Origin of the sequence: Robbsia andropogonis, assembly GCF_000970345.1 — a bacterium.
GTDB lineage: Bacteria > Pseudomonadota > Gammaproteobacteria > Burkholderiales > Burkholderiaceae > Robbsia > Robbsia andropogonis.
The window spans coordinates 112,914-135,724 of the sequence record NZ_LAQU01000009.1 but is presented as its reverse complement, the minus strand read 5'-3'; the positions used below and the strand labels follow the sequence as shown (position 1 = coordinate 135,724).

Genomic DNA, 22,811 nt, shown 5'->3' with positions numbered 1-22,811 from the left:
ATGCTGCGCCAATGAGGCAAAATAAGGGTCCGGGTCGACAGGTCCGGCACCCTGAATATCGGTTAGAACGCCGGTGTCGCAAGGTGCGGACACCGGCGTTTTATTTAGGCGAATGTCCCAGACTGTCGGGTCGTGCCGTCTTGTCGCCGAGACGGAGAACGCGTGCCCGGCGCCGGAGAACGTCCATCGATCGGAAAGGTGGCGTTGTTGACGTGTCGTTGAACGTTGAATTGACCAGCCCGGTTCCGGCGTCTTACAATGCCGTGTTTTGGTCCGGATTTTGTGCCCGCCTGCCGCAAAGGGCGTTGCGATCGTGTCCGTCGCAACGTTTGTGAGTCTTGCGAGGGCTTGGGTCCGGCCGCCGCGAACCGCGCTTCCCCGATTTTTAATCAGAGAGAGCGAATCGCCATGTCCGAACAAGTCAAGAGCCCCCAGACGTCCGTTGGTCACGCTCATGCGTATCCCGCCGATGCGGGGCGTACCCGCTGGGTGGTGGGTAACTGGAAGATGCACGGCAGTCTTGCATCAAATGCCACGCTGTTGTCGGCACTGGCCGATACTGTCGGCAGGCAGCCGGCGGCGGAGGCCGGCGTTGCAGGCGGCGTCAAGGTAGGCGTCTGTGTGCCGTTTTGTTATCTCTCGCAAGCGCAGCAAGCGCTTTCCGGGTCCGCGGTTCGATTGGGCGTCCAGGATATTTCCGGCCACGCGCTCGACAAGGGTGCTTATACCGGTGAGATCTCCGCGGCGATGGTGCGGGAATTCGACGTGACATTGGTCATCGTTGGTCATTCCGAGCGCCGCACGTTATTGCGTGAGAGCGATGCCGCGGTGGTCGCGAAGACCCGACAGGTGTTGGATGGTGGCATGACGCCGGTGGTGTGTGTGGGCGAGACCCTGGCGGAGCGGGAGGCGGGGCGTACCGAAGCGGTTGTGGGCGCGCAGCTCGATGCGCTGCTGTCGGCATTCGATGCCGGCCAATTGCGACGCATGGTGTTTGCTTATGAGCCGGTCTGGGCGATTGGTACCGGCAAGAGCGCAACGGCGCAACAGGCGCAGGACGTGCACGCATTTCTGCGCGCGCGGCTCGTGGCGAAGAATGAAGTGTTGGAACAGGTGGCGTTGCTGTACGGTGGCAGCGTGAAGCCGGGGAATGCCGCCGAGTTGTTCGGACAACCGGACATCGATGGTGGCTTGATTGGCGGTGCGGCGTTGGTGGCAGATGATTTCATTGCCATCTGCCGTGCGGCATAGTGTGATTTTTACTTGAGGCATTCGACACGTCGAATGACATACGCATGGTGTTGTTGAAGTCCCTGATCATCGTCATCCAGGTTTTGTCCGCCCTTGGCGTCATTGGCCTCGTGCTGGTGCAGCACGGCAAGGGCGCCGATATGGGGGCGGCGTTCGGCAGCGGCTCTTCCGGCAGCCTGTTCGGCGCCTCGGGTTCTTCGAACTTCCTGTCGCGCACGACGGGCGTATTGGCCGCGCTGTTTTTTATCTGCACGCTGGCGTTGACCTACATGGGTAGCGCCAATCGTGAAGTGGCGTCGGTCGGCGTGATGGGTGCCGCGCCTGCGCCGGTGACGTCAGTGCAGGCAGGTTCCGCGCCTGCGGCGGCCAGTGCCGCAGGTGTGGCCCCGTCGTCGACCGTGCCGGGCCAGGATGTGCCGAAGTAAGGGGTGCATGTGTTCATTCCGCGTCGTAGCGGGCGTCAGGTAAATATGGTGCCGGCCCGTTTTCTTCGCCGGATCAAGGCGATCCGTCTGGTGTGTATTTAACGATCTCGTTCCGATGTAAAAATTGCGGATTGTGATTGAATAATCATACGAGAGGCGCTACAATTTTGGTCTTGTCGCGGAGCGAAGACGGTTCGTTAGACACAGATTGTGCGTAGATGCGGAAAGATCCGGATTGCCTGTGCAAGGCGAGAACGATTCAAGCGCGGTGCCTGATATGGTCTGAAGGTGCTTGCTGCTGCCGTTTGTATCGCAATCGAAAATGGATTATTAAGCGTTGCGATGCAGCAAACCGTCGCGCATCGGAGTAAGATACCCGTGGCTTTGCAAGATCATGGGTAGCAGCAAGTAGCGCAAGTAGTAGAACGTTTTAGCCGACGTGGTGAAATTGGTAGACACGCTATCTTGAGGGGGTAGTGACGCAAGTCGTATGAGTTCGAGTCTCATCGTCGGCACCATGATTCAGACAATGCCAGCCTGTTGCAGAGACGCTTCGGCTGGCATTGTTTTGTGAGGCGTAGGATCATTTGCCCGAAGTGGGTGAATGGTGTCAGGGTGGTGCGGTCTAGGCCGTGACCATCATTACGCGCCGAAGCGCTTTGCTGTCAGCGCGCACTACTATCAAAAGAGGATTGCCGTGAACCTCGCACCCTATTTCCCCGTATTGTTGTTCATAATCGTGGGTGTCGCACTGGGTGGTGGTCTCATCACTGTCGGCAAACTAGTCAGTCCTCATAAACCAGATGTCGAGAAAAACGCACCATACGAGTGCGGCTTCGAAGCATTCGAAGACGCGCGTATGAAGTTCGACGTGCGCTATTATCTGGTCGCCATTCTCTTCATCATCTTCGATCTCGAGACCGCTTTCCTGTTCCCATGGGGGGTATCACTGCGCGACGTCGGTTGGCCCGGGTTTGCTGCGATGATGGTGTTCATCCTTGAATTCATCCTGGGTTTCGTCTTCCTCTGGAAGAAGGGCGCGCTGGATTGGGAGTGAGCAGGATCGTGGGAAGGGGTGATAATAAACGTGTCGGCCGTATGACGTGTCGCGGTGCGGGAAACGCAAGGTAGGCTGTTTCTTTAAGCGGCCTGCGGTATTGCAGCGCAATACGCTGCGCGTTGTAGTGGGCGGGCAGGCGTCGTGCCGGATCCTGGGCGACGAGTAGAAAGTGAGGGACGGTATCGCCAACCGATGTGAGCGAAGCGCACGCATCGGTTCGACGGACCGGCGGCAGAGTCGGCCGGTTGCATACGACGTGAGTAGACCACGAGTCGACGACGGGCCGCGGCGTGTGTTTCGCGAGATGCCACCGCATCTTGCGGTACCAGGAGTCAGGAATGAGTATCGAAGGGGTCTTGAAAGAGGGGTTCGTCACCACCTCCGCAGACAAGCTGATCAATTGGACGCGTACCGGCTCGTTATGGCCGATGACGTTCGGGCTTGCCTGTTGCGCGGTGGAGATGATGCATGCCGGTGCCGCGCGCTACGATCTGGATCGTTTTGGCATCGTGTTCCGCCCCAGTCCACGTCAATCCGATCTGATGATCGTCGCCGGCACGCTGTGCAATAAAATGGCGCCAGCATTGCGGAAAGTCTACGACCAGATGGCCGAGCCGCGGTGGGTGCTCTCGATGGGCTCCTGCGCGAATGGCGGCGGCTACTATCACTACTCCTATTCGGTCGTCCGTGGTTGTGACCGCATCGTACCCGTGGATGTCTATGTGCCCGGTTGTCCGCCCACTGCTGAGGCGCTGATCTACGGCATCATCCAACTTCAGGCGAAGATCAAGCGGACGGCGACCATTGCGCGCCCATAACGCACAGCAGGCAGGTGGCCGGGCGGTAGTGTGCGCATTGTCAGCCAGGTTTCCCGCGCCGACGCATGCGATCGTCTCGTCACGCGCGATTGCCTGTTGGCGTCGTACAGGACCGCCGGCGCGTTGCTTCGCCGCGTATCGGCCGCATGATGCTCGTGGCCCAAAACAGCGTCTGTTTCCACTATGACAAACAAACTCGACACTCTGCAAGCCGCGCTCGAAAGCGCTTTGGGCGACAAGATCGTTCATCTCGTCTCATCGCTGGGACAAGTGACGCTAACGGTAAATGCCGGAGATTACCTGAAAGTTGCTGAGACTTTGCGCGACAATTCGTCGCTGGCTTTCGCGCAGCTGTCGGATTTGTGCGGCGTGGATTACTCTGCCTACGGAGACGGGGCCTATGAAGGGCCCCGTTTCGCCGTGGTCGTACACCTTTTGTCGCTAGAGCATAACTGGCGGCTGCGTGTCCGGGTGTTTGCCCCGGACGATGATATGCCGATGGTGCCGTCGTTGATCGACGTCTGGCGTTCCGCGGATTGGTACGAGCGGGAAGCCTTCGACCTGTTCGGGGTGGTCTTCGACGGTCATCCGGACCTGCGCCGGATCCTGACGGACTATGGGTTTGTGGGTCATCCGTTCCGCAAGGACTTTCCGATATCGGGTTATGTGGAGATGCGCTACGACCCCGACCAGAAGCGCGTGATCTATCAGCCGGTGACCATCGAGCCGCGCGAGATCATTCCGCGTGTGATCCGCGAGGATCTGTATGGCGGGCTGAAGCATTGAGTCGTGGGATGGAGAAGCGCGCGGGATGATGGCGTACGCCGCAAGATGAATACAACGCGGCTGAATTGGAAGTGGGGCCTCGCATGGCAGATATCAAGAACTACACGTTGAACTTTGGACCGCAGCACCCGGCAGCGCACGGGGTGCTGCGCTTGGTGCTGGAGTTGGATGGCGAGGTGATCCAGCGTGCCGATCCGCATATCGGCCTGCTGCATCGCGCAACCGAGAAGCTCGCGGAGTCGAAGACTTTCCTGCAGTCGGTTCCGTATATGGATCGTCTCGACTATGTGTCGATGATGTGCAACGAGCACGCCTATGTCATGGCGATCGAACGGCTGTTGGGTATCGACGTGCCCATCCGTGCGAAGTACATCCGTGTGATGTTCGATGAATTGACGCGCTTGTTGAACCATTTGATGTGGATTGGTTCGCACGGCCTCGATGTCGGCGCGATGGCGTTGATGCTGTATGCGTTCCGCGAGCGCGAGGATCTGCTCGATATCTATGAGGCCGTGTCGGGCGCGCGGATGCACGCAGCCTATTACCGTCCGGGCGGCGTATATCGTGATCTGCCGGAGTCGATGCCACAGTACAAGGCATCGAAGGTGCGCAACGCAGCGGCGTTACGCCGCTTGAATGATCAACGTAGCGGCTCGGTACTCGATTTTATCGAGGACTTCACGAATCGCTTTCCGCATTACGTCGATGAATACGAGACACTGCTGACCGACAACCGGATCTGGAAGCAGCGGTTGGTGGGCATTGGCGTGGTGTCACCGGATCGGGCATTGCAACTCGGCTTGACCGGCGCGATGCTGCGCGGCTCGGGCATCGAGTGGGATCTGCGTAAAAAGCAGCCATATGAGGTCTACGACAAAATGGACTTCGACGTGCCGGTGGGTACGAATGGGGATTGCTATGACCGTTATTTGGTGCGAATGGAAGAGATGCGCCAGTCGAATCGGATCATCAAGCAGTGCATCACCTGGCTGAGGGCGAATCCGGGGCCGGTGATGATCGACAACCATAAGGTGGCGCCGCCGTCTCGGGTAAACATGAAGAGCAATATGGAGGAGTTGATCCACCATTTCAAACTCTTCACCGAAGGTTTCCATGTGCCGGCGGGTGAGACCTATGCGGCAATCGAGCACCCCAAGGGCGAATTCGGCATTTACCTGATTTCGGATGGTGCAAACAAGCCGTACCGCCTGAAGATCCGTGCCGGCGGTTTCGCGCACTTGTCGGCATTCGACGAGATGGCGCGGGGGCATATGATCGCGGATGCGGTCACGATCATCGGCACGCAGGATATTGTGTTCGGTGAAGTCGACCGCTGAGCTGCAGGTCGGCGTGGCGGTATGGCAGGCGGTGAACAAGAGCAGCATTGTGGCTTCGTGGGGTGCGGGTCCGGTTCGGCAGCAGATGCCGTCGGACCGTCGCGAAGAGAATCAAACCAGGGCAGCAAACCAGGAATGCAAACCGGCGCGCGCCACCGTCCATGAGGCGGTGGCGAGGTGCAGCGGGGAGCGCCTGACTGAATAGCGAAAGAAGACGACCATGCTTTCTGCTGAAGCGATGAAGGAAATCGACCGCGCGGTCGCCAAGTATCCGCCCGAACAGAAACGCTCGGCGGTGATGGCCTCGCTTGCGGTGGCCCAGGACGAACTGGGCTGGGTATCACCCGAGGTGATGCGATTCGTTGCCAACTATCTCGGCATGCCGGCGGTAGCGGTGCAGGAGATCGCGACCTTCTACAACATGTTCGATACGCGTCCCGTCGGACAATACAAGATCACCCTGTGTACGAACCTGCCATGCCAGTTGCATGATGCCGATGACGCGGCAACGTATCTGAAACAGAAATTAGGGATCGATTTCAATGAGACCACGGCCGATGGCCGGTTCACGCTGCGCGAAGGTGAATGCATGGGCGCTTGCGGCGATGCGCCGGTCTTGCTGCTGAACAACCAGAAAATGTGCAGTTTCATGAGCCGCGAAAAGATCGACGCGCTGCTGGCCGAATTGTCTGCCGCGCCGTTGAGGACGACGGCCGGTGGCGGGCATCCGGTTGATCATGCCGCGGACGCGCGGCTTGCGGATCATGCCGACCATGATGGTGCACATGCAACGCTGAATGAGCGTCCGGCTCCCATGCCGGGCGAGGAGACGGCACGATGACCTCCCTGCACGATCGACATATCGCCCCCTTGATTCTGGCGGGCCTGACCGGTGACAACTGGGATTTGAAGGGTTATGAAGCGCGTGGTGGCTACAAGCAACTGCGCCGGATATTGGAAGAGAAGATCCCGCCGGAGCAGATCATTGCCGACCTGAAGGCATCGAGCCTGCGCGGTCGCGGCGGCGCGGGCTTCCCGACGGGCCTGAAGTGGAGCTTCATGCCACGTCAGTTTCCAGGGCAAAAATATCTGGTATGCAATTCGGATGAAGGTGAGCCGGGCACGTTCAAGGACCGCGACATCCTGCGCTACAACCCGCACGCCCTGATCGAAGGCATGACGATCGGCGCATATGCGATGGGCATTACCGTCGGCTATAACTACATCCACGGCGAGATCTTCGAGGTTTACCGCCGTTTCGAGGAAGCGTTGGAGCAGGCGCGTGAAGCAGGGCTGCTGGGAAACAACATCCTTGGTACCGGTTTTTCGTTTCAACTGCATGGGCACCACGGCTATGGTGCATACATCTGCGGTGAGGAAACGGCGCTCCTCGAGTCACTGGAAGGCAAGAAAGGCCAGCCCCGCTTCAAACCGCCGTTTCCGGCCAGCTATGGCCTGTTCGGCAAACCGACGACGATCAACAACACCGAAACATTCGCGGCGGTGCCGTTCGTGCTAGGCGTGGGGCCGCAGGCTTACCTGGAGATGGGCAAGCCGAACAATGGCGGCACGAAGATTTTTTCGGTGTCTGGCGATGTCGAGAAGCCGGGTAATTACGAGGTGCCGCTCGGTACGCCGTTCGCCAAGCTGCTCGAACTGGCCGGCGGCATGCGCAACGGCAAGAAGTTGAAATCGGTGATTCCCGGTGGATCGTCGGCACCGGTGGTGCCGGGTGCGCTGATGATGGAAACCGATATGGACTACGACGCAATCGCGAAGCAGAAGTCGATGCTCGGGTCGGGTGCGGTGATTGTCATGGACGAAACCCGCTGCATGGTGCGCGCACTGCTGCGGCTGTCGTACTTCTATCATGAGGAATCGTGCGGTCAATGCACGCCCTGCCGTGAAGGTACGGGCTGGCTGTATCGCATCGTCAACCGGATCGAACATGGCAAGGGCCGCAAGGAAGATCTCGATCTGTTGAAGTCTGTTGCTGACAACATATCGGGTCGGACCATTTGCGCGCTCGGTGATGCCGCCGCCATGCCGGTCCAGGGAATGCTGCGTCACTACTGGGACGAATTCGAATACCACGTCGCGAACAAGCGCTGCCTGTGCGGGCCCGGTGCCGAGGGCGCCTTCACCGGATTGGTGGGGGCGGCCGGGGCGGAACCGGCGGCATCGGACGCGAGCAAGCAGTCGGCGCTCGCCACTGCGCAGGCCTAACTGAGTTGAGCCATGGTTGAAGTTGAAATCGACGGAAAGACCGTAGAAGTACCGGAAGGCAGCATGGTGATGGAGGCCGCGAAGCGTGCCAACACCTACATCCCGCACTTCTGCTATCACCGCAAGCTGTCCATCGCGGCAAACTGCCGTATGTGTCTTGTCGAAGTCGAGAAGATGCCGAAGGCCGTGCCCGCCTGCGCGACGCCGGTCTCGTCTGGCATGATCGTGCGGACGAAATCGGACAAGGCGATCAAGAGTCAGCAGGCGGTCATGGAGTTCCTGCTGATCAACCACCCGCTGGACTGCCCGATATGTGATCAGGGTGGCGAGTGCCAGTTGCAGGATCTGGCCGTCGGCTATGGCAAGTCCGCGTCGCGCTACCAGGAAGAAAAGCGTGTCGTGTTCCACAAGAATGTGGGGCCGCTGATCTCGATGGAAGAAATGTCGCGCTGCATCCACTGTACGCGCTGCGTGCGCTTTGGCCAGGAAATTGCCGGCGTGATGGAGTTCGGCATGTTGGGCCGTGGCGAGCACGCCGAGATCACTACATTCGTGGGCGCAACGGTCGACTCCGAAATGTCGGGCAATATGATCGACCTCTGCCCGGTGGGTGCGTTGACGTCGAAGCCGTTTCGTTTCAGTGCGCGAACCTGGGAGTTGACGCGGCGCAAATCGGTCAGCCCGCATGACGGCACCGGCGCGAACCTGATCGTTCAGATGAAGAACGGTAAGGTCAAGCGCGTGCTGCCAATGGAAAACGAAGCGGTCAACGAATGCTGGATATCAGACAAGGACCGCTTTGCCTACGAAGGCTTGAACGGTGAAGACCGGTTGACGTCGCCGATGATCCGCCAGAATGGCGAATGGCATCAGGTCGACTGGCAGACGGCGCTTGACTATGTCGTCGACAGTTTTGGCAAGATCGCCGCGCAGCATGGCAAGGACGCCATCGGCATGCTGGGTAGCCCGCATAGCACCGTCGAGGAACTGTTCCTGTTGAAATCGCTGGCAAATGGCATTGGCACGCCCAATGTCGACTACCGTCTGCGTCAGAGCGACTTCGCTGGCGAGGTGCGGGGCGGCGGCGCGAATGGTGGCGGGGTACGCTGGCTTGGCATGCCGATCGCGGACCTTGCGTTGGTCGACCGTGCGTTGGTGATCGGCGCGCATCTGCGGCGCGACCAGCCGTTGCTCGCGGCGCGCTTGCGCCAGGCGGCGCGGGGTGGGGCGCATATCGCGCTGTTGGGTGCCAGCAGTGACGATTCGCTGATTCAGAACGCGCATGCGGTCGTGGCGGCGCCGAGCGAATGGCTTGCGGAATTGTCATCGATCGCGCGCGCGGTCGCGTCGGTGCGCGGGGTCGACTTGCCCGCGGCGTTCGTGCAGGGCGATGCCGCCGAAGCGCCTGGCGATGAAGCACGGCGCGCGGCGGAGTCGTTCGTGGCGGGCGAAAAGATCGTCGTGCTGCTTGGCAATGACGCGGTACATCACCCGTCATTCACGCAGTTGCACGCATTGGCTGCCTGGATTGCCGAACAAGCCGGTGCCGCGTTCGGCTTCCTGACCGAAGCGGCGAATACGGTGGGCGCACAGTTGGTCGACCTGTTGCCGGGCGAGGGCGGACTTGCCGCGGCCGAACAGTTCACGCAACCGCGCAAGGCCTACCTGCTGCTGAACACCGAGCCTGAATTCGATACCGCAAACCCGGCGCAGGCTGTCACGGCATTGCGAAACGCGGACCTGGTCGTCAGTCTGACCGCGTTCAAGCATGCAACCGACTACGCCGATGTGTTGTTGCCGATCGCGCCGTTCACGGAGACCGCGGGTGCCTTTGTCAACTGCGAAGGCCGTGTGCAGGCGTTTAACGGCGTCACCACGCCATTGGGCGAGACACGTCCCGGGTGGAAAGTGTTGCGCGTCTTGGGCAATCTGTTCGGCATGTCCGGTTTCGAATACGACAATGTCGAGCAGGTGCGTCAAGCGGCGTTGGGCGAAATCGACGTTCCCAGCCGCCTGAACAACGCCACATCAACGCCAATCGTAGAAGGACGACGTTCTGCGCGTGTACCGGGCCGTTTCGAACGGCTGGCCGATGTGCCGATCTACCATGCTGATCCGCTGGTGCGTCGTGCGCCATCGTTGCACCTGACCGTGGCGGCGAAGCAGGCGGTGCGGGCCGGCTTGCCGGCGGCGCTGTTCGATACGCTGGGTCTGAAGCAGGGTGATGCGGTCCGTGTCACGCAGGACGGGTTGTCGGTGACCTTGCCGGCATTCCGCGATGCGGCGCTGGCCGAGACGGTCGTTCGGGTGTCCGCAGCCACGCCGGCATCCGCCGCGCTCGGTAGCCTGTTCGGTGAATTGGTGGTGGAGAAGGCATAAATGAGCTTGTTCGATACGATCAACACGGCGGGACTCGGGGTATTCGGCGTCGCATGGCCTACGATCTGGGCGCTGGTACGCATCGTCGTGCTGTCGGTCGTGCTGTTGCTGTGTGTGGCTTATCTGGTGCTGTGGGAGCGCAAGCTGATCGGCTGGATTCACGTGCGCCTGGGTCCGAACCGGAATGGTCCGGGCGGGATGTTCCAGACGATTGCCGACGTGCTGAAGCTGATCCTGAAGGAAGTGATCACACCGGCCCAGGCTACGCCGTGGCTCTACCTGCTCGCCCCGATCATGGTCGTGATGCCGGCGTTTGCCGTCTGGGCCGTGATTCCGTTCCAGCCTGCCGCCGTACTGGGCAATATCAACGCGGGCCTGCTGTATGCCATGGCCATCTCGTCGATTGGCGTCTACGGCGTCATTCTCGCCGGATGGGCCTCGAATTCGAAATATGCGTTCCTTGGCGCGATGCGCGCGTCCGCGCAGATGGTGTCGTACGAAGTGTCGATGGGGCTGGCGCTGGTCACGGTGTTGATGGTTACGGGCTCGTTGAACCTGAGCGACATCGTCACTCAGCAGACTCAGGGCCGGTTCGCGTCGCATGGCCTGAACTTCCTCTCGTGGAACTGGCTGCCGTTGTTGCCGATGTTCATCGTCTACTTCATCTCGGGGCTGGCTGAAACGAATCGCCACCCGTTTGACGTCGTTGAAGGCGAATCGGAAATCGTCGCCGGTCACATGGTCGAATATTCGGGGATCGTTTTCGCGTTGTTCTTCCTGGCCGAATACCTGAACATGATCGTGATTTCCGCGCTGACGGCCACGATGTTCCTTGGTGGCTGGAACGCACCGTTCGGTTTTCTCGAATTCATTCCGGGTGCGTTCTGGCTCGTGCTGAAGGTATTCATGCTGTTGTCTGTGTTCGTGTGGGTCCGTGGCACCTTTCCGCGTTACCGTTATGACCAGATCATGCGCCTGGGCTGGAAAGTGTTCCTGCCGCTGTGCCTGATCTGGGTCATCGTGACCGGCTGCTGGATCATGTCGCCGCTGAACATTTGGAATTGATGCGATGAATGCGATAAGAGATTTTTTCCGTAGTTTCCTGCTGCTTGAATTGTTGCGTGGCATGGCGCTGACTGGGCGTTATGCGTTCCGGCGCAAGATCACCGTGCAGTTTCCCGAGGAAAAAACGCCGATTTCACCGCGTTTTCGGGGGCTGCATGCATTGCGACGGTACGAAAACGGCGAGGAACGGTGTATTGCTTGCAAATTATGCGAGGCCGTGTGCCCGGCGCTGGCAATCACGATCGAGTCGGAAACGCGGGCCGACAATACGCGTCGAACCACACGGTATGACATCGACCTGACCAAGTGCATCTTCTGTGGTTTCTGCGAAGAGAGTTGCCCGGTGGATTCGATTGTCGAGACGCAGATTCTCGAGTATCACGGTGAGAAGCGCGGTGACCTGTATTTCACGAAGCCGATGTTGTTGGCGGTAGGCGACCGATACGAGAAGGACATTGCCGCAGCGAAAGCGGCGGATGCACCGTATCGCTAAGACGTGGGGGCTTGACCGCACGACGCAGGCCTTCCCTGGGCACTGCACACGAAAGATCAGCAAGCAGACAACATGGCATTCACGACCGTACTGTTTTATCTCTTTTCGATCCTGTTGGTAGGCAGTGCCTTCCGCGTGGTCACGGCGCCCAATGCGGTGCAGTCGGCGCTCTTCCTGGTGCTGGCGTTCTTCAACGCCGCCGGGATCTGGATGCTGCTCCATGCCGAGTTCCTGGCGATTGTCCTGGTCCTGGTCTATGTCGGCGCCGTGATGGTGCTGTTCCTGTTCGTCGTGATGATGTTGGATATCAACATCGAGGGACTGCGCAAGGACGTCCGACGCTTCGTGCCGTGGGCGACCGTTATCGGCGTCATCATCGTCGCGGAGCTGGCGCTGATCATCTGGCATGGTTATGGCGGCACCGCGACGCCGCTGGATGGCAACCCCGCGGATATTGGCGTGCCGAATACCGTGGTCATCGGCCGACTGCTCTATACGAAGTACATCTTTGCGTTTGAAATCGCGGGACTTATCCTGCTGGTGGCTATCATCGCCGCCGCCGCGTTGACGATGCGCAAGCGCGAAGGCGTCAAGCGCAACGACCCGTCGCAGCAGGTCCGTGTCCGGGCGAAGGACCGTCTTCGGATCGTCAAGATGGCGGCTGTCGTCGATGCGCCTGATGCCTCGACCGACCCGGCAACGCCAGGCAATGCCGGCGCCGGCTTGACGCAGACCGCGGGTGCCGCGGCGGGCTCGACCGCACCCGCATCGTCGGCGACGCCGTCCGGTCCGGCCCCGGCGGCAACGACGACCGGCGGCGCGGCGAGCGCGGCGGGCAATGCGTCAGGTGGTGCGACGCGGACGCCCCCGCACGCGTCACCCGAGAATCCACCGAAAGACGCACCGAACAACAAGCAGTCATAACACGGAGGAGACAACGATGACCCTCACCCTGGCGCACTATCTTGTCCTTGGCGCGATCCTGTTTTCGATTGCGATCGTCGGCATCTGGTTGAACCGACGCAATGTGATCATCATCTTGATGGCCATCGAGCTGATGCTGCTCGCGGTCAACACGAACTTCGTCGCGTTCTCCCGTTATCTGGGCGATCCGAACGGTCAGGTCTTCGTGTTTTTCGTGCTGACGGTGGCCGCGGCGGAAGCGGCGATCGGCCTGGCGATCCTGGTGGCGTTGTTCCGCCGTCTCGACACCATCAATGTCGAGGACCTCGATCGCTTGAAGGGATAAGCATGAAACGCAAGAGGGAAGTGAGAAGGGAACGGTACGCGGGTGGCATGCGCCACGCGTATGTCATCGGAATTCAGGGATAAAGGCAGGTGTCGTCATGGCAAATACATTAAGCCCAACCATCTTGTCGGTGATCGTGCTCGCACCGCTGCTGGCGGCCATCGTCGCCGGGTTGTTCGGTCGACAGATCGGCCGCGTGGGCGCGCACTCGATCACGATCCTGGGCGTGGGCATCTCGTTCGTGCTGTCCGCGATCGTCTTCTCGAAGGTCATCGCGGGTGCCAGCTTCAACGGGACGATGTATGAATGGATGAGCGTGGGCGCGTTGAAGCTGGAAGTCGGCTTCCTCGTCGATACGCTTACCGCGCTGATGATGTGCGTGGTGACGTTTGTCTCGCTCATGGTCCATATCTATACCATTGGCTACATGGCCGATGACGACGGGTATCAGCGATTCTTCTCCTATATCTCGTTGTTCACGTTCGCGATGTTGATGCTCGTGATGAGCAACAACTTCCTGCAGCTGTTCTTCGGTTGGGAGGCGGTGGGGTTGGTGTCTTACCTGCTGATTGGCTTCTGGTACACGCGGCCGACGGCGATCTACGCGAATATGAAGGCGTTTCTCGTCAATCGCGTGGGCGACTTCGGTTTTCTGCTCGGCATCGGGTTATTGCTGGCCTATGCGGGTTCACTGAACTACGGCGACGTGTTCGCGCATCGTGAACAACTGGCGGCGTTGACGTTCCCAGGCACGAGCTGGGGGTTGCTGACCGTGGCGTGCATCTGCCTGTTCATCGGCGCAATGGGGAAGTCGGCGCAGTTCCCGCTGCATGTGTGGTTGCCTGACTCGATGGAAGGCCCGACGCCGATCTCCGCGCTGATCCATGCGGCGACGATGGTCACCGCCGGGATCTTCATGGTTGCCAGGATGTCGCCGCTGTTTGAACTGTCCGATACCGCGCTGTCGTTCATCCTGGTGATCGGGGCGATCACGGCCTTGTTCATGGGCTTCCTCGGCTTGGTGCAAAACGACATCAAGCGGGTTGTGGCGTATTCGACGTTGTCGCAACTGGGCTATATGACGGTCGCGTTGGGTGCATCGGCTTATCCGGTCGCGATTTTCCACCTGATGACGCACGCGTTCTTCAAGGCGCTGCTGTTCCTTGCGGCGGGCTCGGTGATCATCGGCATGCACCACGATCAGGACATGCGCAACATGGGTGGTCTGCGCAAGTACATGCCCATCACCTGGGTCACGTCGCTGGTGGGCTCACTGGCATTGATCGGTACGCCGTTTTTCTCCGGCTTTTACTCAAAAGACTCGATCATCGATGCGGTACGCGAATCGACGTTGCCGGGTAGCGGCTTTGCTTATTTCGCGGTGGTGGCCAGTGTGTTCGTGACGGCACTGTACGCGTTTCGGATGTACTTCCTGGTGTTCCACGGCAAGGAGCGGTTCCGCGCATCGCATGCGGCGCACGACACCGACGGGTCGGCGCATGCCCATGGCGATCACGGTCATGGCGACGCCCATGCGCATGGCGCACATACACCGCATGAGTCGTCGTGGGTCGTGACGTTGCCGTTGGTGTTGCTGGCCATTCCTTCGCTTATCATTGGGGCGCTGGCGATCACGCCGCTGCTCTATGGCCGATTCTTTGGTCAAGGCGTTGCATTCGACAAGGTTATTTTCATCGGTGAGAACCACCCGGCCATGGCCGACCTCGGCGCGCATTTCGATGGGTGGGTGGGCATGGCGCTGCATTCGGTGACGGGCCTGCCGGTCTGGCTCGCGTTGGCCGGTGTCCTCGTCGCGTGGTGGTTCTACTTGCGTCAGCCGGCCATTCCGGCGGCGATCAAGCAACGCTTCCTGCCGGTCTACACGGTGCTTGATAACAAGTATTATTTCGACAAGTTCAACGATACCGTCTTTGCCAAGGGCTTCGTGGCGATCGGGCGTGCGTTGTACAAGGAAGGCGATCAGGCGGTCATTGACGGCGCGGTGGACGGCAGTGCGAATGCGATGCGGTGGCTTGCCCGCTCGTTGCGCCCGATGCAGACCGGATATGTGTATCACTACGCGTTCGCGATGATCCTCGGTGTACTCGCGCTGCTGACGTTGTTCGTGGTGATGAGCGGCAATTAACGGGAGGGCGCCTCATGCATACACTTCCGTTACTTAGCCTGGCGATCTGGGTTCCGATCATTTCAGGCATCGTTGTTCTGGTTCGTGGCTCGAATCGCGATCCGCACATTGCACGACGACTGGCGCTGGGTGGATCGGTGCTGGGATTGCTGGTGACATTGCCGTTGATCTGGGGTTTTGACCGCAGCAGCGCGGCGTTGCAATTCGTCGAGCACGCGGACTGGATCGATCGATACAAGGTGGCGTATTACCTTGGCGTCGATGGTATTTCCATGTGGTTCGTCGTGTTGACCGCGTTTATCACCGTGGTGGTCATCATTGCCAGTTGGACGTCGATCACGTCGCGGGTGGCGCAATATCTGGGCGCCTTCCTCGTGCTGTCGGGTTTGATGATCGGCGTCTTTACCGCGGCCGACGGCCTGCTGTTCTATGTGTTCTTCGAAGCCACGTTGATTCCGATGTACCTGATCATCGGTGTGTGGGGTGGTCCGAACAGGGTGTATGCGGCGTTCAAGTTCTTCCTGTATACGCTGGCCGGCTCACTATTGATGCTGATTGCGCTGATCTATCTGTATCGCGAGTCGCATACGTTCGAGATTGCCGCATGGCACGGGATGGCACTCGGCATGACGCAGCAGATCCTGCTGTTCATCGCGTTCTTCTTTGCCTTTGCGGTGAAGGTGCCGATGTGGCCGGTGCACACGTGGCTGCCAGATGCGCACGTCGAAGCGCCTACCGGTGGGTCGGTGGTGCTGGCGGCGATCATGCTCAAGCTGGGTGCCTATGGTTTCCTGCGGTTCTCGATGCCGGTAACGCCGGACGCCTCGCATACGCTGGCACCGGTCATGATCGCGTTGTCGCTGATCGCGGTGATCTATGTCGGTGTGGTGGCATTGGTGCAGACCGACATGAAGAAGCTGGTGGCGTATTCTTCGATTGCCCATATGGGGTTCGTCACGCTGGGTTTCTTTATTTTCGACCCGTTGGGCGTGGAAGGGGCGATCGTGCAGATGATCTCGCACGGCTTCGTATCCGGGGCAATGTTCCTGGCCATCGGCGTGTTGTATGACCGGATGCATACGCGCGAGATTGCGTCGTACGGCGGTGTGGTGAACCGGATGCCGCGTTTTGCGGCGTTCGCCTTACTGTTTTCCATGGCGAATGTCGGCTTGCCCGGTACGTCCGGTTTTGTCGGCGAGTTCATGGTGATCCTGTCGTCGGTCCATTTCAACTTCTGGGTCGGCGGTCTGGCAGCCACCACGCTGATTCTGGGCGCAGCCTACACGTTGTGGATGTATAAGCGGGTGTATTTCGGTCCGGTGGCGAACGAGCAAGTGGCGGCGCTCACGGATCTGAACGGTCGGGAAATGGGGTTGATGACCGTGATGGCGATACTGGTGCTGGCGATGGGCCTGTATCCGAAGCCGTTCACGGATGCGATGCATGAGTCGGTGGCGAATCTGCTCGCGCACGTCAGTCAATCGAAGTTGTAGGGAAGGTCCAAAAGAGGACAGAAGCGAAGAATAGCTATGCAAAATGCGAACATGACTGTCTTGCTGCCAGAGGCGCTGCTGTTGGTGGCAGCCCTGCTGACGGTGCTGAACGACGCCTTTACCACGGGGCCCGGCGGCCGCCGGATCACCTACGGCATCGCGTTGTTCTCGTCGTTGGCGGCAACGGTCTGGTATGCGGCCATTGCGACTCAGCCGCAGGTGGGGCGCTTCTTCTCCGATATGTATGTCGTCGACCAGATGGCGAGCGTGTTGAAAGCGTTCGTCTGTCTTGGTTTCGCCTTGACGCTGTTGTACTCCCGGCGTTATCTGGTCGATCGCGATCTCGACAATGGCAACGTGTACATGCTCGGCATGTTCTCGCTACTTGGTCAGATCGTGATGATCAGCGGCAACAATATGCTGACGCTGTATCTCGGCCTGGAAATGATGTCGTTATCGCTGTATGCGTTGATCGCGCTGCGGCGGGATGACGCCACGTCTGGCGAGGCATCGATGAAGTACTACGTACTCGGTGCCTTGGCTTCCGGTTTCACGTTGTACGGTATCTCGATGATGTATGGCGCGACATCGTCCTTGGACCTGGGAGAGATCTCGCGTACGCTGGCGTCCGGCCGGGTGCCGAATACCGTGTTGTTGTTCGGTGTCGTGTTCGTGGTTGTTGGCGTGACGTTCAAGCTTGGTACCGCGCCGTTCCATATGTGGGTGCCGGACGTCTACCAGGGCTCGCCCACGGCGATGACACTGCTGGTGGCGGCGGGCCCGAAGGTCGCGGCATTCGCCTTTGGTTTCCGCTTGTTGATCGACGGCATGCTTCCGCTGGCGACGGACTGGCAGCAAATGCTGACGATTGTCGCCGCCCTTTCGCTGATCATCGGTAACGTGATGGGGTTGGTGCAGACGAATATCAAGCGGCTGCTGGCCTATTCGGCGATTTCAAACCAGGGTTTCGTGCTGCTCGGGCTGATCGGTGGCGTGGTCAACGGCAATGCCGACGAAGCGGCGAGCGCGTATGGTTCGGCGATGTTCTACAGCATTGTTTACCTGATCACCACGATCGCGGTCTTCGGTATCCTGTTGATTTTGTCGCGCCGCGGTGTGGAAGCGGAGAATATCGACGATCTGAAGGGGCTGAACCAGCGTAACCCCTGGACCGCGTTCGTGATGTTGGTTTTGATGTTCTCGTTGGCCGGGATTCCGCCTACCGCCGGTTTTTATGCGAAACTCTCCGTCTTGAGCACAGTGGTCAACGCAGGCATGGTCTGGCTTTCGATCCTGGGCGTGCTGTCCTCGTTGGTCGGGGCGTTTTACTACCTGCGGATTGTCAAAGTGATGTATTTCGATACGCCGCTGGATGAAACGCCGGTCGAGACGCACACCGTGGCGCGGGTGGTCTTGACGCTGAACGGCCTCGCGGTACTGGCGCTTGGGATCATCCCAGGCCCATTGCTGAACGTCTGTCTGCACGCAATGCATCAAATTTTCGGAGCGTAGGAAAACATGTCCGCAGCAGGGTGGTTTATCGTTTTGGTTGCCGTGTTTTTCGCGAACCTGCCGTTCGCCAACCAGCGCCTGTTTGCGGTCATTCCCTTGCCGTTGAAGCCGGGCAAAGCCAAAAGCGCCTGGATCCGCCTGGGCGAATTGCTTGCCGCGTATCTCCTTGTTGGCGTGTTCGGTCATCTGCTGGAGGCGCGTGCCGGTAATGCTTTCGACCAGGGCTGGCAGTTCTACGCGGTGACCTTCAGTTTGTTTGTGGTTTTTGCCTTCCCCGGCTTCACTGCACGTTATCTGGTCAAATATCGCGTGTAGGCTGAAAACTCCTTCCGATATTCAGACTTCCGATGACCCTCCATTTCACCGATTCTCCTGATTCGCTTTCCCCTGATACCGACGCGGCAAAGCAGGCCGATCAACGGCTGCGCGAGCATTGTGAGTCGAGCACATTGGTGCATCAGGGGGTCTTCCTGACGGTAAAATGCGACAGTGTACGTTTGCCCGATGGCAAGATCGCTACGCGCGAATACGTTCAGCATTCCGGGGCAGTGATGATCTTGCCGCTGTTCGACGACGGTACCGTGTTGGTGGAGAAGCAGTTCCGCTATCCACTCGGCAAGGTACTGACGGAGTTTCCGGCCGGGAAGCTGGATCCTGGCGAAGACCCTGTTGTTTGCGCACATCGTGAGTTGCTGGAAGAAACGGGCTATAGTGCGAGCCAGATGACGTTTCTGACTCGCATCAATCCGGTCATTTCCTATTCGACCGAATTCATCGATCTTTACCTGGCGCGCGGTTTGACACCTGGCCAGCAGCAGCTCGACGACGGTGAATTCCTCGAACTCGAGATTGTATCTCCGGCACGCATGATGGAAGCCGTGCGGCGCGGTGAAATCAGCGATGTCAAGACGATCATTGGCACGTTCTGGCTTGAAAAGATCCTGTCTGGCGCATGGCCTTTGTCTGCTTAGCGCGATCTGGGCGCACACTGTGGGTTGAAGGTGTCCTTGCGATGTGAGAGGCATTGCCTCGCCGGAAACAATGCCGTGTGCCGGCTCAGATGAGTTTCGTTACAGCATGAAAGTTTTCGATTTGCAGTGTGAGCACGAGCATCGCTTTGAAGGGTGGTTTGGCTCCGCTGCCGCCTATGATACGCAGCGCGAGCAAGGCCTCGTGCAATGCCCGATGTGTGGCTCCCCCGTGGTGCAGCGGTTGCCGTCGGCGCCGCATTTGAACGTTTCATCGCTGCGTGATCCCGGTGCGATGCAGGCGCGGGCGGCGGTTACGCAACCCCATGGTTCCGGTCGCCACGCCGCTGTCGACGGTGACGCTCGCGCGGCTGCCGAGCAGGGCGCGGGGACGGTGGCGGGTCGGCGAGCAAGCGGTCAGCGTATCGACGACAGCACGCCAGAGGCCAGGATGGCCGACGCATTGCAGGCAGCGTGGCTGAAAATGGCGCGCGAGGTGATTCGCCAGACCGAGAATGTTGGCGCAGCCTTTGCCGACGAGGCGCGCAAGATACATTATCAAGAAGCGCCGGCACGTGCGATCCGTGGTCATGCAACCGCCGAGCAGGTCGCTGAACTCGCCGACGAAGGCATCGACGTATTGCCGCTGCCTATACCGGACTCGGCGAAAGAGACGCTACAGTAGCGGGTTGCGCGAATAAGAAGGCGTCCATGGACAGTACGCCGTAGCTTATCCCCCCCTCGATGCAGGTGATCACGTCGGGCGCGGGTGAACCGTCTACGTTGGCCGCACCGAGCGCTACGTGCAGCGGCAGCAAGTGGTCGTCAGTTGGATGTGCCCGCTCGGCATAGGGTGCCAAGACGCGGTAATCGAGTAGGGCGGGCACGTCGCTGCGTACCACCGCGGCACGGATCCAGTCTGAGAATGCCGTGGCATAGGCGGCATCGGCATCTGCTTCCCGTCGAATATCACCGAGATTGTGAGTCAGGCTGCCGGACGCCATGATCGCAATTCCCTGCTCACGCAGCGGCGCTAGCGCGCGACCTAACGCAAATGCCTCGGCCGGCGTCGCGGGCCATGGCAGCGACACCTGGAAAACGGGGATATTCGCGTCTGGCACCATATGCCGCAGCGGCACCCAGGCGCCGTGATCGAGGCCGCGGTCCGGGTCGATCCACGCGTGCACGCCCGCCGACTCCAGCGCGTTCATTGCTAATGCCGCGGCGTCCGGTGCGCCCGGTGCCGGATAGCGCAGTTCGTATAACGCGCGCGGAAAGCCACCGAAATCATGTATGGTCTCCGGTGCGCGGGTTCCGGCAACGGCAACGCCCCCTCGCGTCAGCCAGTGCGCGGATACGACAAGAATGGCATGAAGGCCGGACATGGCGCCCTGATGCAATTGGGCACTGCCTAGCGCAGCCAGGCGCGGGCCGGCGACGCCAGGTTCCAGGGCGAACGTGGGAGCGCCGTGAGAGATGAACATCGCCGGCATTCGCGAGCGGGTCGCCGTGGAGGATGGGGAACGCATGATCGGGTTTGCTCCATGTCGCGCGCGACGGTCTCGGGATCGATTGATCGCTCAGGCTCTACTGTATGAGCCCGTCGAGCATTGATAAATGAGGCAAAAAGGAATGGATTGTCTCGGTAATCGTGCCAATCATGCGATTTCAGCGTTGTTATAACCGGGAGAGTCGACCGATGGCGTCACGAAGCGTGTCGTCTTTCTTGGCAAAACAAAAACGCACAACGCCGGATTCCTGGTTGTTTTGATAGAACGCCGACATGGGGATCGCGGCCACGCCCGCCTCGTTGATCAACCATCGGCAGAAGTCGACTTCATTCAAGTCGCTGATCGCGGTGTAATCGACGCATTGGAAAAACGTGCCTTCGCACGGCAACACCGTGAAGCGTGTCTGCGCAAGCCCGTCTCGGAAAAGATCGCGCTTGCTCTGGTAGAACTGCGCGAGGTTCGCGTATGTCGATGGATCTTGCATATACGACGCGATACCGGCTTGCATCGGTGTATTGGCGGTAAAGACGTTGAACTGGTGGACCTTGCGGAATTCCGCCGTCAACGGCGCGGGCGCTAGTACATAACCGAGCTTCCAGCCGGTAACGTGGAACGTCTTCCCAAAACTCGATACGATGAAGCTGCGCGCGGCCAGCGCCGGATGCCGGGCGATGCTGGCATGCGACTGGCCATCGAACACCATGTGTTCATACACCTCATCGGACAGCACCAAGACATTGGTGCCATGCAGAATCTCCGCCAGTTTCTCGATGTCTTCTTGTTTCCACGTCCGACCGGTGGGATTGTGCGGGGTATTGATGATAAGCATCCGCGTCCGATGCGTCAGCGCGGCCTGGATCGCATCGAAATTCAACATATAGTCCGGAGCGGAAAGCGGGACCCGCACCGGTTTACCGCCCGCCAGTTCGATCGCCGGTACGTAGCTGTCGTAACTTGGCTCGATGACGATTACCTCGTCGCCCGGTTGCACGGCACACAGGATGGCGGACAGCAAGGCCTGGGTCGCGCCGGATGTTACGGTAATCTCATTGGTGGTGTGATAGCTGCGACCATAGACGGCATCCACTTTGTTGGCGATCGCTTCGCGCAACGCCGGCCAGCCAGCCATCGGCGGATACTGATTGTGCCCATCGCGCATGGCTTGCGATACCGCGTCGATCAATGCCGGATCGCAATCGAAGTCCGGAAAACCCTGCCCAAGGTTGATCGCTTTTTTTTCCGCGGCAAGCGCGGACATCACCGTAAAGATGGTCGTGCCTACCTTCGGCAACTTTGACGGAAAGGATGGCGTGTGATGAGCGAGGGCGGCCGAGGTCATAAAGCGTAAGGTTTTAGAAAGCAAAAAGAAGCAAGGTCCCGCCGGATGGCGGGATGACAGGTGTATTTTAGAGGTTCTGCCTCGCAAACATGGATTTTGGCCGTTGTTTCGGCTGCTCGAGGAGATGAATCGCGTCTCGATGGTAGGCGCGCCGTGTGTCCGGTCAAGTGACGCCGAGCGCTTGCGCGGTGAACACGGTGGGCAATACGACGTGACATCCAAAATCGCGCAGCATCCGGCGATGCAATTTCAGCAACGCCTTGTCCTTCGTCACCAACCAGCGTGCCCCGGTTGACGCCGCGAGCGCTAGGAATTTCTGGTCGTCCCGATCGCTGCAGCGCGGTAGCACCGGCTGCAGTGGCAGTGCGGCGCCGGTGGTCGGGCCGGCTTCCTCGGGGACGATTGGTGTGACGTGATGCGTCCAGGCCCGAGTTTGCGCTAGCGCTTTCGCATCATCAACGGCGTAGGGTACGAATTGGGGATACAACAACACGCGCGCCAGCTCCCGGAGGCAGGCGTCGTCGATGACGGCGTGCAGGGTGCCGGCACGCAACGCCTGGCGGATCGGTTCGACGTCAGGATCGGCGAAAACGTGCAGGTCGATCCACACGTTCGAATCGAGGATGATCGGCGTGGTTGGCCCGCACCGTGCGGTGCGCCCGGTCGTATCTTCCTTGGCGTGGTGCGTGCCGGGATTATTGTTGTCGGCGGGGCCGGTTACAATCACGTTTGCTCTCCGCGTCTGGCGGTCCT

The 22,811-nt window shown here is 59.7% G+C and carries 21 protein-coding genes, 1 tRNA gene and 2 pseudogenes; 21 read left to right on the top strand and 3 right to left on the bottom strand.

Annotated features, from left to right (window positions below; translation table 11 throughout):
- Positions 1 to 408: 408 nt before the first annotated feature.
- The 21 genes and pseudogenes from tpiA (at position 409) to WM40_RS11095 (ending at position 19,893) form a co-directional block, all read left to right on the top strand.
- A complete protein-coding gene (gene tpiA, locus WM40_RS11200) occupies positions 409 to 1,251 on the top strand; it encodes a triose-phosphate isomerase (protein ID WP_082102584.1) in 843 nt (280 codons plus the stop codon).
- 44 nt (positions 1,252 to 1,295) lie between these two features.
- Complete coding sequence (gene secG / locus WM40_RS11195) at positions 1,296 to 1,676, top strand: preprotein translocase subunit SecG (protein WP_046152881.1); 381 nt, start codon at positions 1,296 to 1,298, stop codon at positions 1,674 to 1,676.
- A gap of 433 nt (positions 1,677 to 2,109) precedes the next feature.
- Positions 2,110 to 2,194: transfer RNA gene (locus tag WM40_RS11190), tRNA-Leu, on the top strand.
- A 179-nt stretch (positions 2,195 to 2,373) separates the two neighbouring features.
- The gene (locus WM40_RS11185) at positions 2,374 to 2,733 is read left to right on the top strand and encodes an NADH-quinone oxidoreductase subunit A (protein ID WP_024902195.1); all 360 of its coding nucleotides are present in this window, start codon (positions 2,374 to 2,376) and stop codon (positions 2,731 to 2,733) included.
- A 341-nt stretch (positions 2,734 to 3,074) separates the two neighbouring features.
- Entirely contained in the window at positions 3,075 to 3,554 is a 480-nt protein-coding gene (locus WM40_RS11180; RefSeq protein WP_024902196.1) for a NuoB/complex I 20 kDa subunit family protein, read from the top strand.
- A 183-nt stretch (positions 3,555 to 3,737) separates the two neighbouring features.
- The gene (locus WM40_RS11170; RefSeq protein ID WP_024902197.1) at positions 3,738 to 4,340 is read left to right on the top strand and encodes an NADH-quinone oxidoreductase subunit C; all 603 of its coding nucleotides are present in this window, start codon (positions 3,738 to 3,740) and stop codon (positions 4,338 to 4,340) included.
- A gap of 83 nt (positions 4,341 to 4,423) precedes the next feature.
- Entirely contained in the window at positions 4,424 to 5,677 is a 1,254-nt protein-coding gene (locus WM40_RS11165; RefSeq protein WP_024902198.1) for an NADH-quinone oxidoreductase subunit D, read from the top strand.
- Positions 5,661 to 5,882: a hypothetical protein gene (locus WM40_RS11160; RefSeq protein ID WP_024902199.1), complete on the top strand. Its 222-nt coding sequence runs from the start codon at positions 5,661 to 5,663 to the stop codon at positions 5,880 to 5,882. The genes WM40_RS11165 and WM40_RS11160 overlap by 17 nt, the downstream gene beginning before the upstream one ends.
- A 15-nt stretch (positions 5,883 to 5,897) precedes the next feature.
- Positions 5,898 to 6,368: pseudogene (gene nuoE / locus WM40_RS11155) on the top strand (NADH-quinone oxidoreductase subunit NuoE); the annotation flags it as partial.
- Positions 6,369 to 6,514: 146 nt separating this feature from the next.
- A complete protein-coding gene (nuoF, locus tag WM40_RS11150; RefSeq protein ID WP_024902201.1) occupies positions 6,515 to 7,903 on the top strand; it encodes an NADH-quinone oxidoreductase subunit NuoF in 1,389 nt (462 codons plus the stop codon).
- A gap of 12 nt (positions 7,904 to 7,915) precedes the next feature.
- Positions 7,916 to 10,282: an NADH-quinone oxidoreductase subunit NuoG gene (nuoG, locus tag WM40_RS11145; RefSeq protein ID WP_024902202.1), complete on the top strand. Its 2,367-nt coding sequence runs from the start codon at positions 7,916 to 7,918 to the stop codon at positions 10,280 to 10,282.
- Entirely contained in the window at positions 10,283 to 11,347 is a 1,065-nt protein-coding gene (nuoH, locus tag WM40_RS11140; protein ID WP_024902203.1) for an NADH-quinone oxidoreductase subunit NuoH, read from the top strand.
- Between the two features lie 4 nt (positions 11,348 to 11,351).
- Positions 11,352 to 11,840: an NADH-quinone oxidoreductase subunit NuoI gene (gene nuoI, locus WM40_RS11135; protein ID WP_024902204.1), complete on the top strand. Its 489-nt coding sequence runs from the start codon at positions 11,352 to 11,354 to the stop codon at positions 11,838 to 11,840.
- 72 nt (positions 11,841 to 11,912) lie between these two features.
- Positions 11,913 to 12,557, top strand: a pseudogene (locus tag WM40_RS11130) (NADH-quinone oxidoreductase subunit J); the annotation flags it as partial.
- Positions 12,558 to 12,780: 223 nt separating this feature from the next.
- Complete coding sequence (gene nuoK / locus WM40_RS11125; protein WP_024902206.1) at positions 12,781 to 13,089, top strand: NADH-quinone oxidoreductase subunit NuoK; 309 nt, start codon at positions 12,781 to 12,783, stop codon at positions 13,087 to 13,089.
- A gap of 97 nt (positions 13,090 to 13,186) precedes the next feature.
- On the top strand, positions 13,187 to 15,235 hold the full coding sequence (gene nuoL, locus WM40_RS11120) for an NADH-quinone oxidoreductase subunit L (RefSeq protein ID WP_046152879.1): 2,049 nt from the start codon (positions 13,187 to 13,189) through the stop codon (positions 15,233 to 15,235).
- 14 nt (positions 15,236 to 15,249) lie between these two features.
- Entirely contained in the window at positions 15,250 to 16,728 is a 1,479-nt protein-coding gene (locus WM40_RS11115) for an NADH-quinone oxidoreductase subunit M (RefSeq protein WP_024902208.1), read from the top strand.
- 36 nt (positions 16,729 to 16,764) lie between these two features.
- Complete coding sequence (nuoN, locus tag WM40_RS11110) at positions 16,765 to 18,240, top strand: NADH-quinone oxidoreductase subunit NuoN (protein WP_036007839.1); 1,476 nt, start codon at positions 16,765 to 16,767, stop codon at positions 18,238 to 18,240.
- A gap of 6 nt (positions 18,241 to 18,246) precedes the next feature.
- The gene (locus WM40_RS11105) at positions 18,247 to 18,555 is read left to right on the top strand and encodes a DUF2818 family protein (protein WP_024902210.1); all 309 of its coding nucleotides are present in this window, start codon (positions 18,247 to 18,249) and stop codon (positions 18,553 to 18,555) included.
- Between the two features lie 32 nt (positions 18,556 to 18,587).
- Complete coding sequence (locus WM40_RS11100; RefSeq protein WP_024902211.1) at positions 18,588 to 19,211, top strand: NUDIX domain-containing protein; 624 nt, start codon at positions 18,588 to 18,590, stop codon at positions 19,209 to 19,211.
- Between the two features lie 106 nt (positions 19,212 to 19,317).
- Positions 19,318 to 19,893, top strand: a complete 576-nt coding sequence (locus WM40_RS11095) for a DUF1178 family protein (RefSeq protein WP_046152911.1) — start codon at positions 19,318 to 19,320, stop codon at positions 19,891 to 19,893.
- On the opposite strand, the gene WM40_RS11090 is transcribed toward WM40_RS11095, so the two are convergent.
- From WM40_RS11090 to WM40_RS11080, 3 genes are all read right to left on the bottom strand, one after another.
- Entirely contained in the window at positions 19,859 to 20,737 is an 879-nt protein-coding gene (locus tag WM40_RS11090; RefSeq protein ID WP_201779135.1) for a dioxygenase family protein, read from the bottom strand. The two genes, WM40_RS11095 and WM40_RS11090, sit on opposite strands and share 35 nt — an antisense overlap.
- A gap of 148 nt (positions 20,738 to 20,885) precedes the next feature.
- Positions 20,886 to 22,058 carry a pyridoxal phosphate-dependent aminotransferase gene (locus WM40_RS11085; protein WP_024902214.1) on the bottom strand — a complete coding sequence of 391 codons (1,173 nt, stop codon included), beginning with the start codon at positions 22,056 to 22,058 and terminating at the stop codon, positions 20,886 to 20,888.
- A gap of 163 nt (positions 22,059 to 22,221) precedes the next feature.
- Entirely contained in the window at positions 22,222 to 22,686 is a 465-nt protein-coding gene (locus tag WM40_RS11080; protein ID WP_046152910.1) for a putative toxin-antitoxin system toxin component, PIN family, read from the bottom strand.
- Positions 22,687 to 22,811 lie beyond the last annotated feature (125 nt).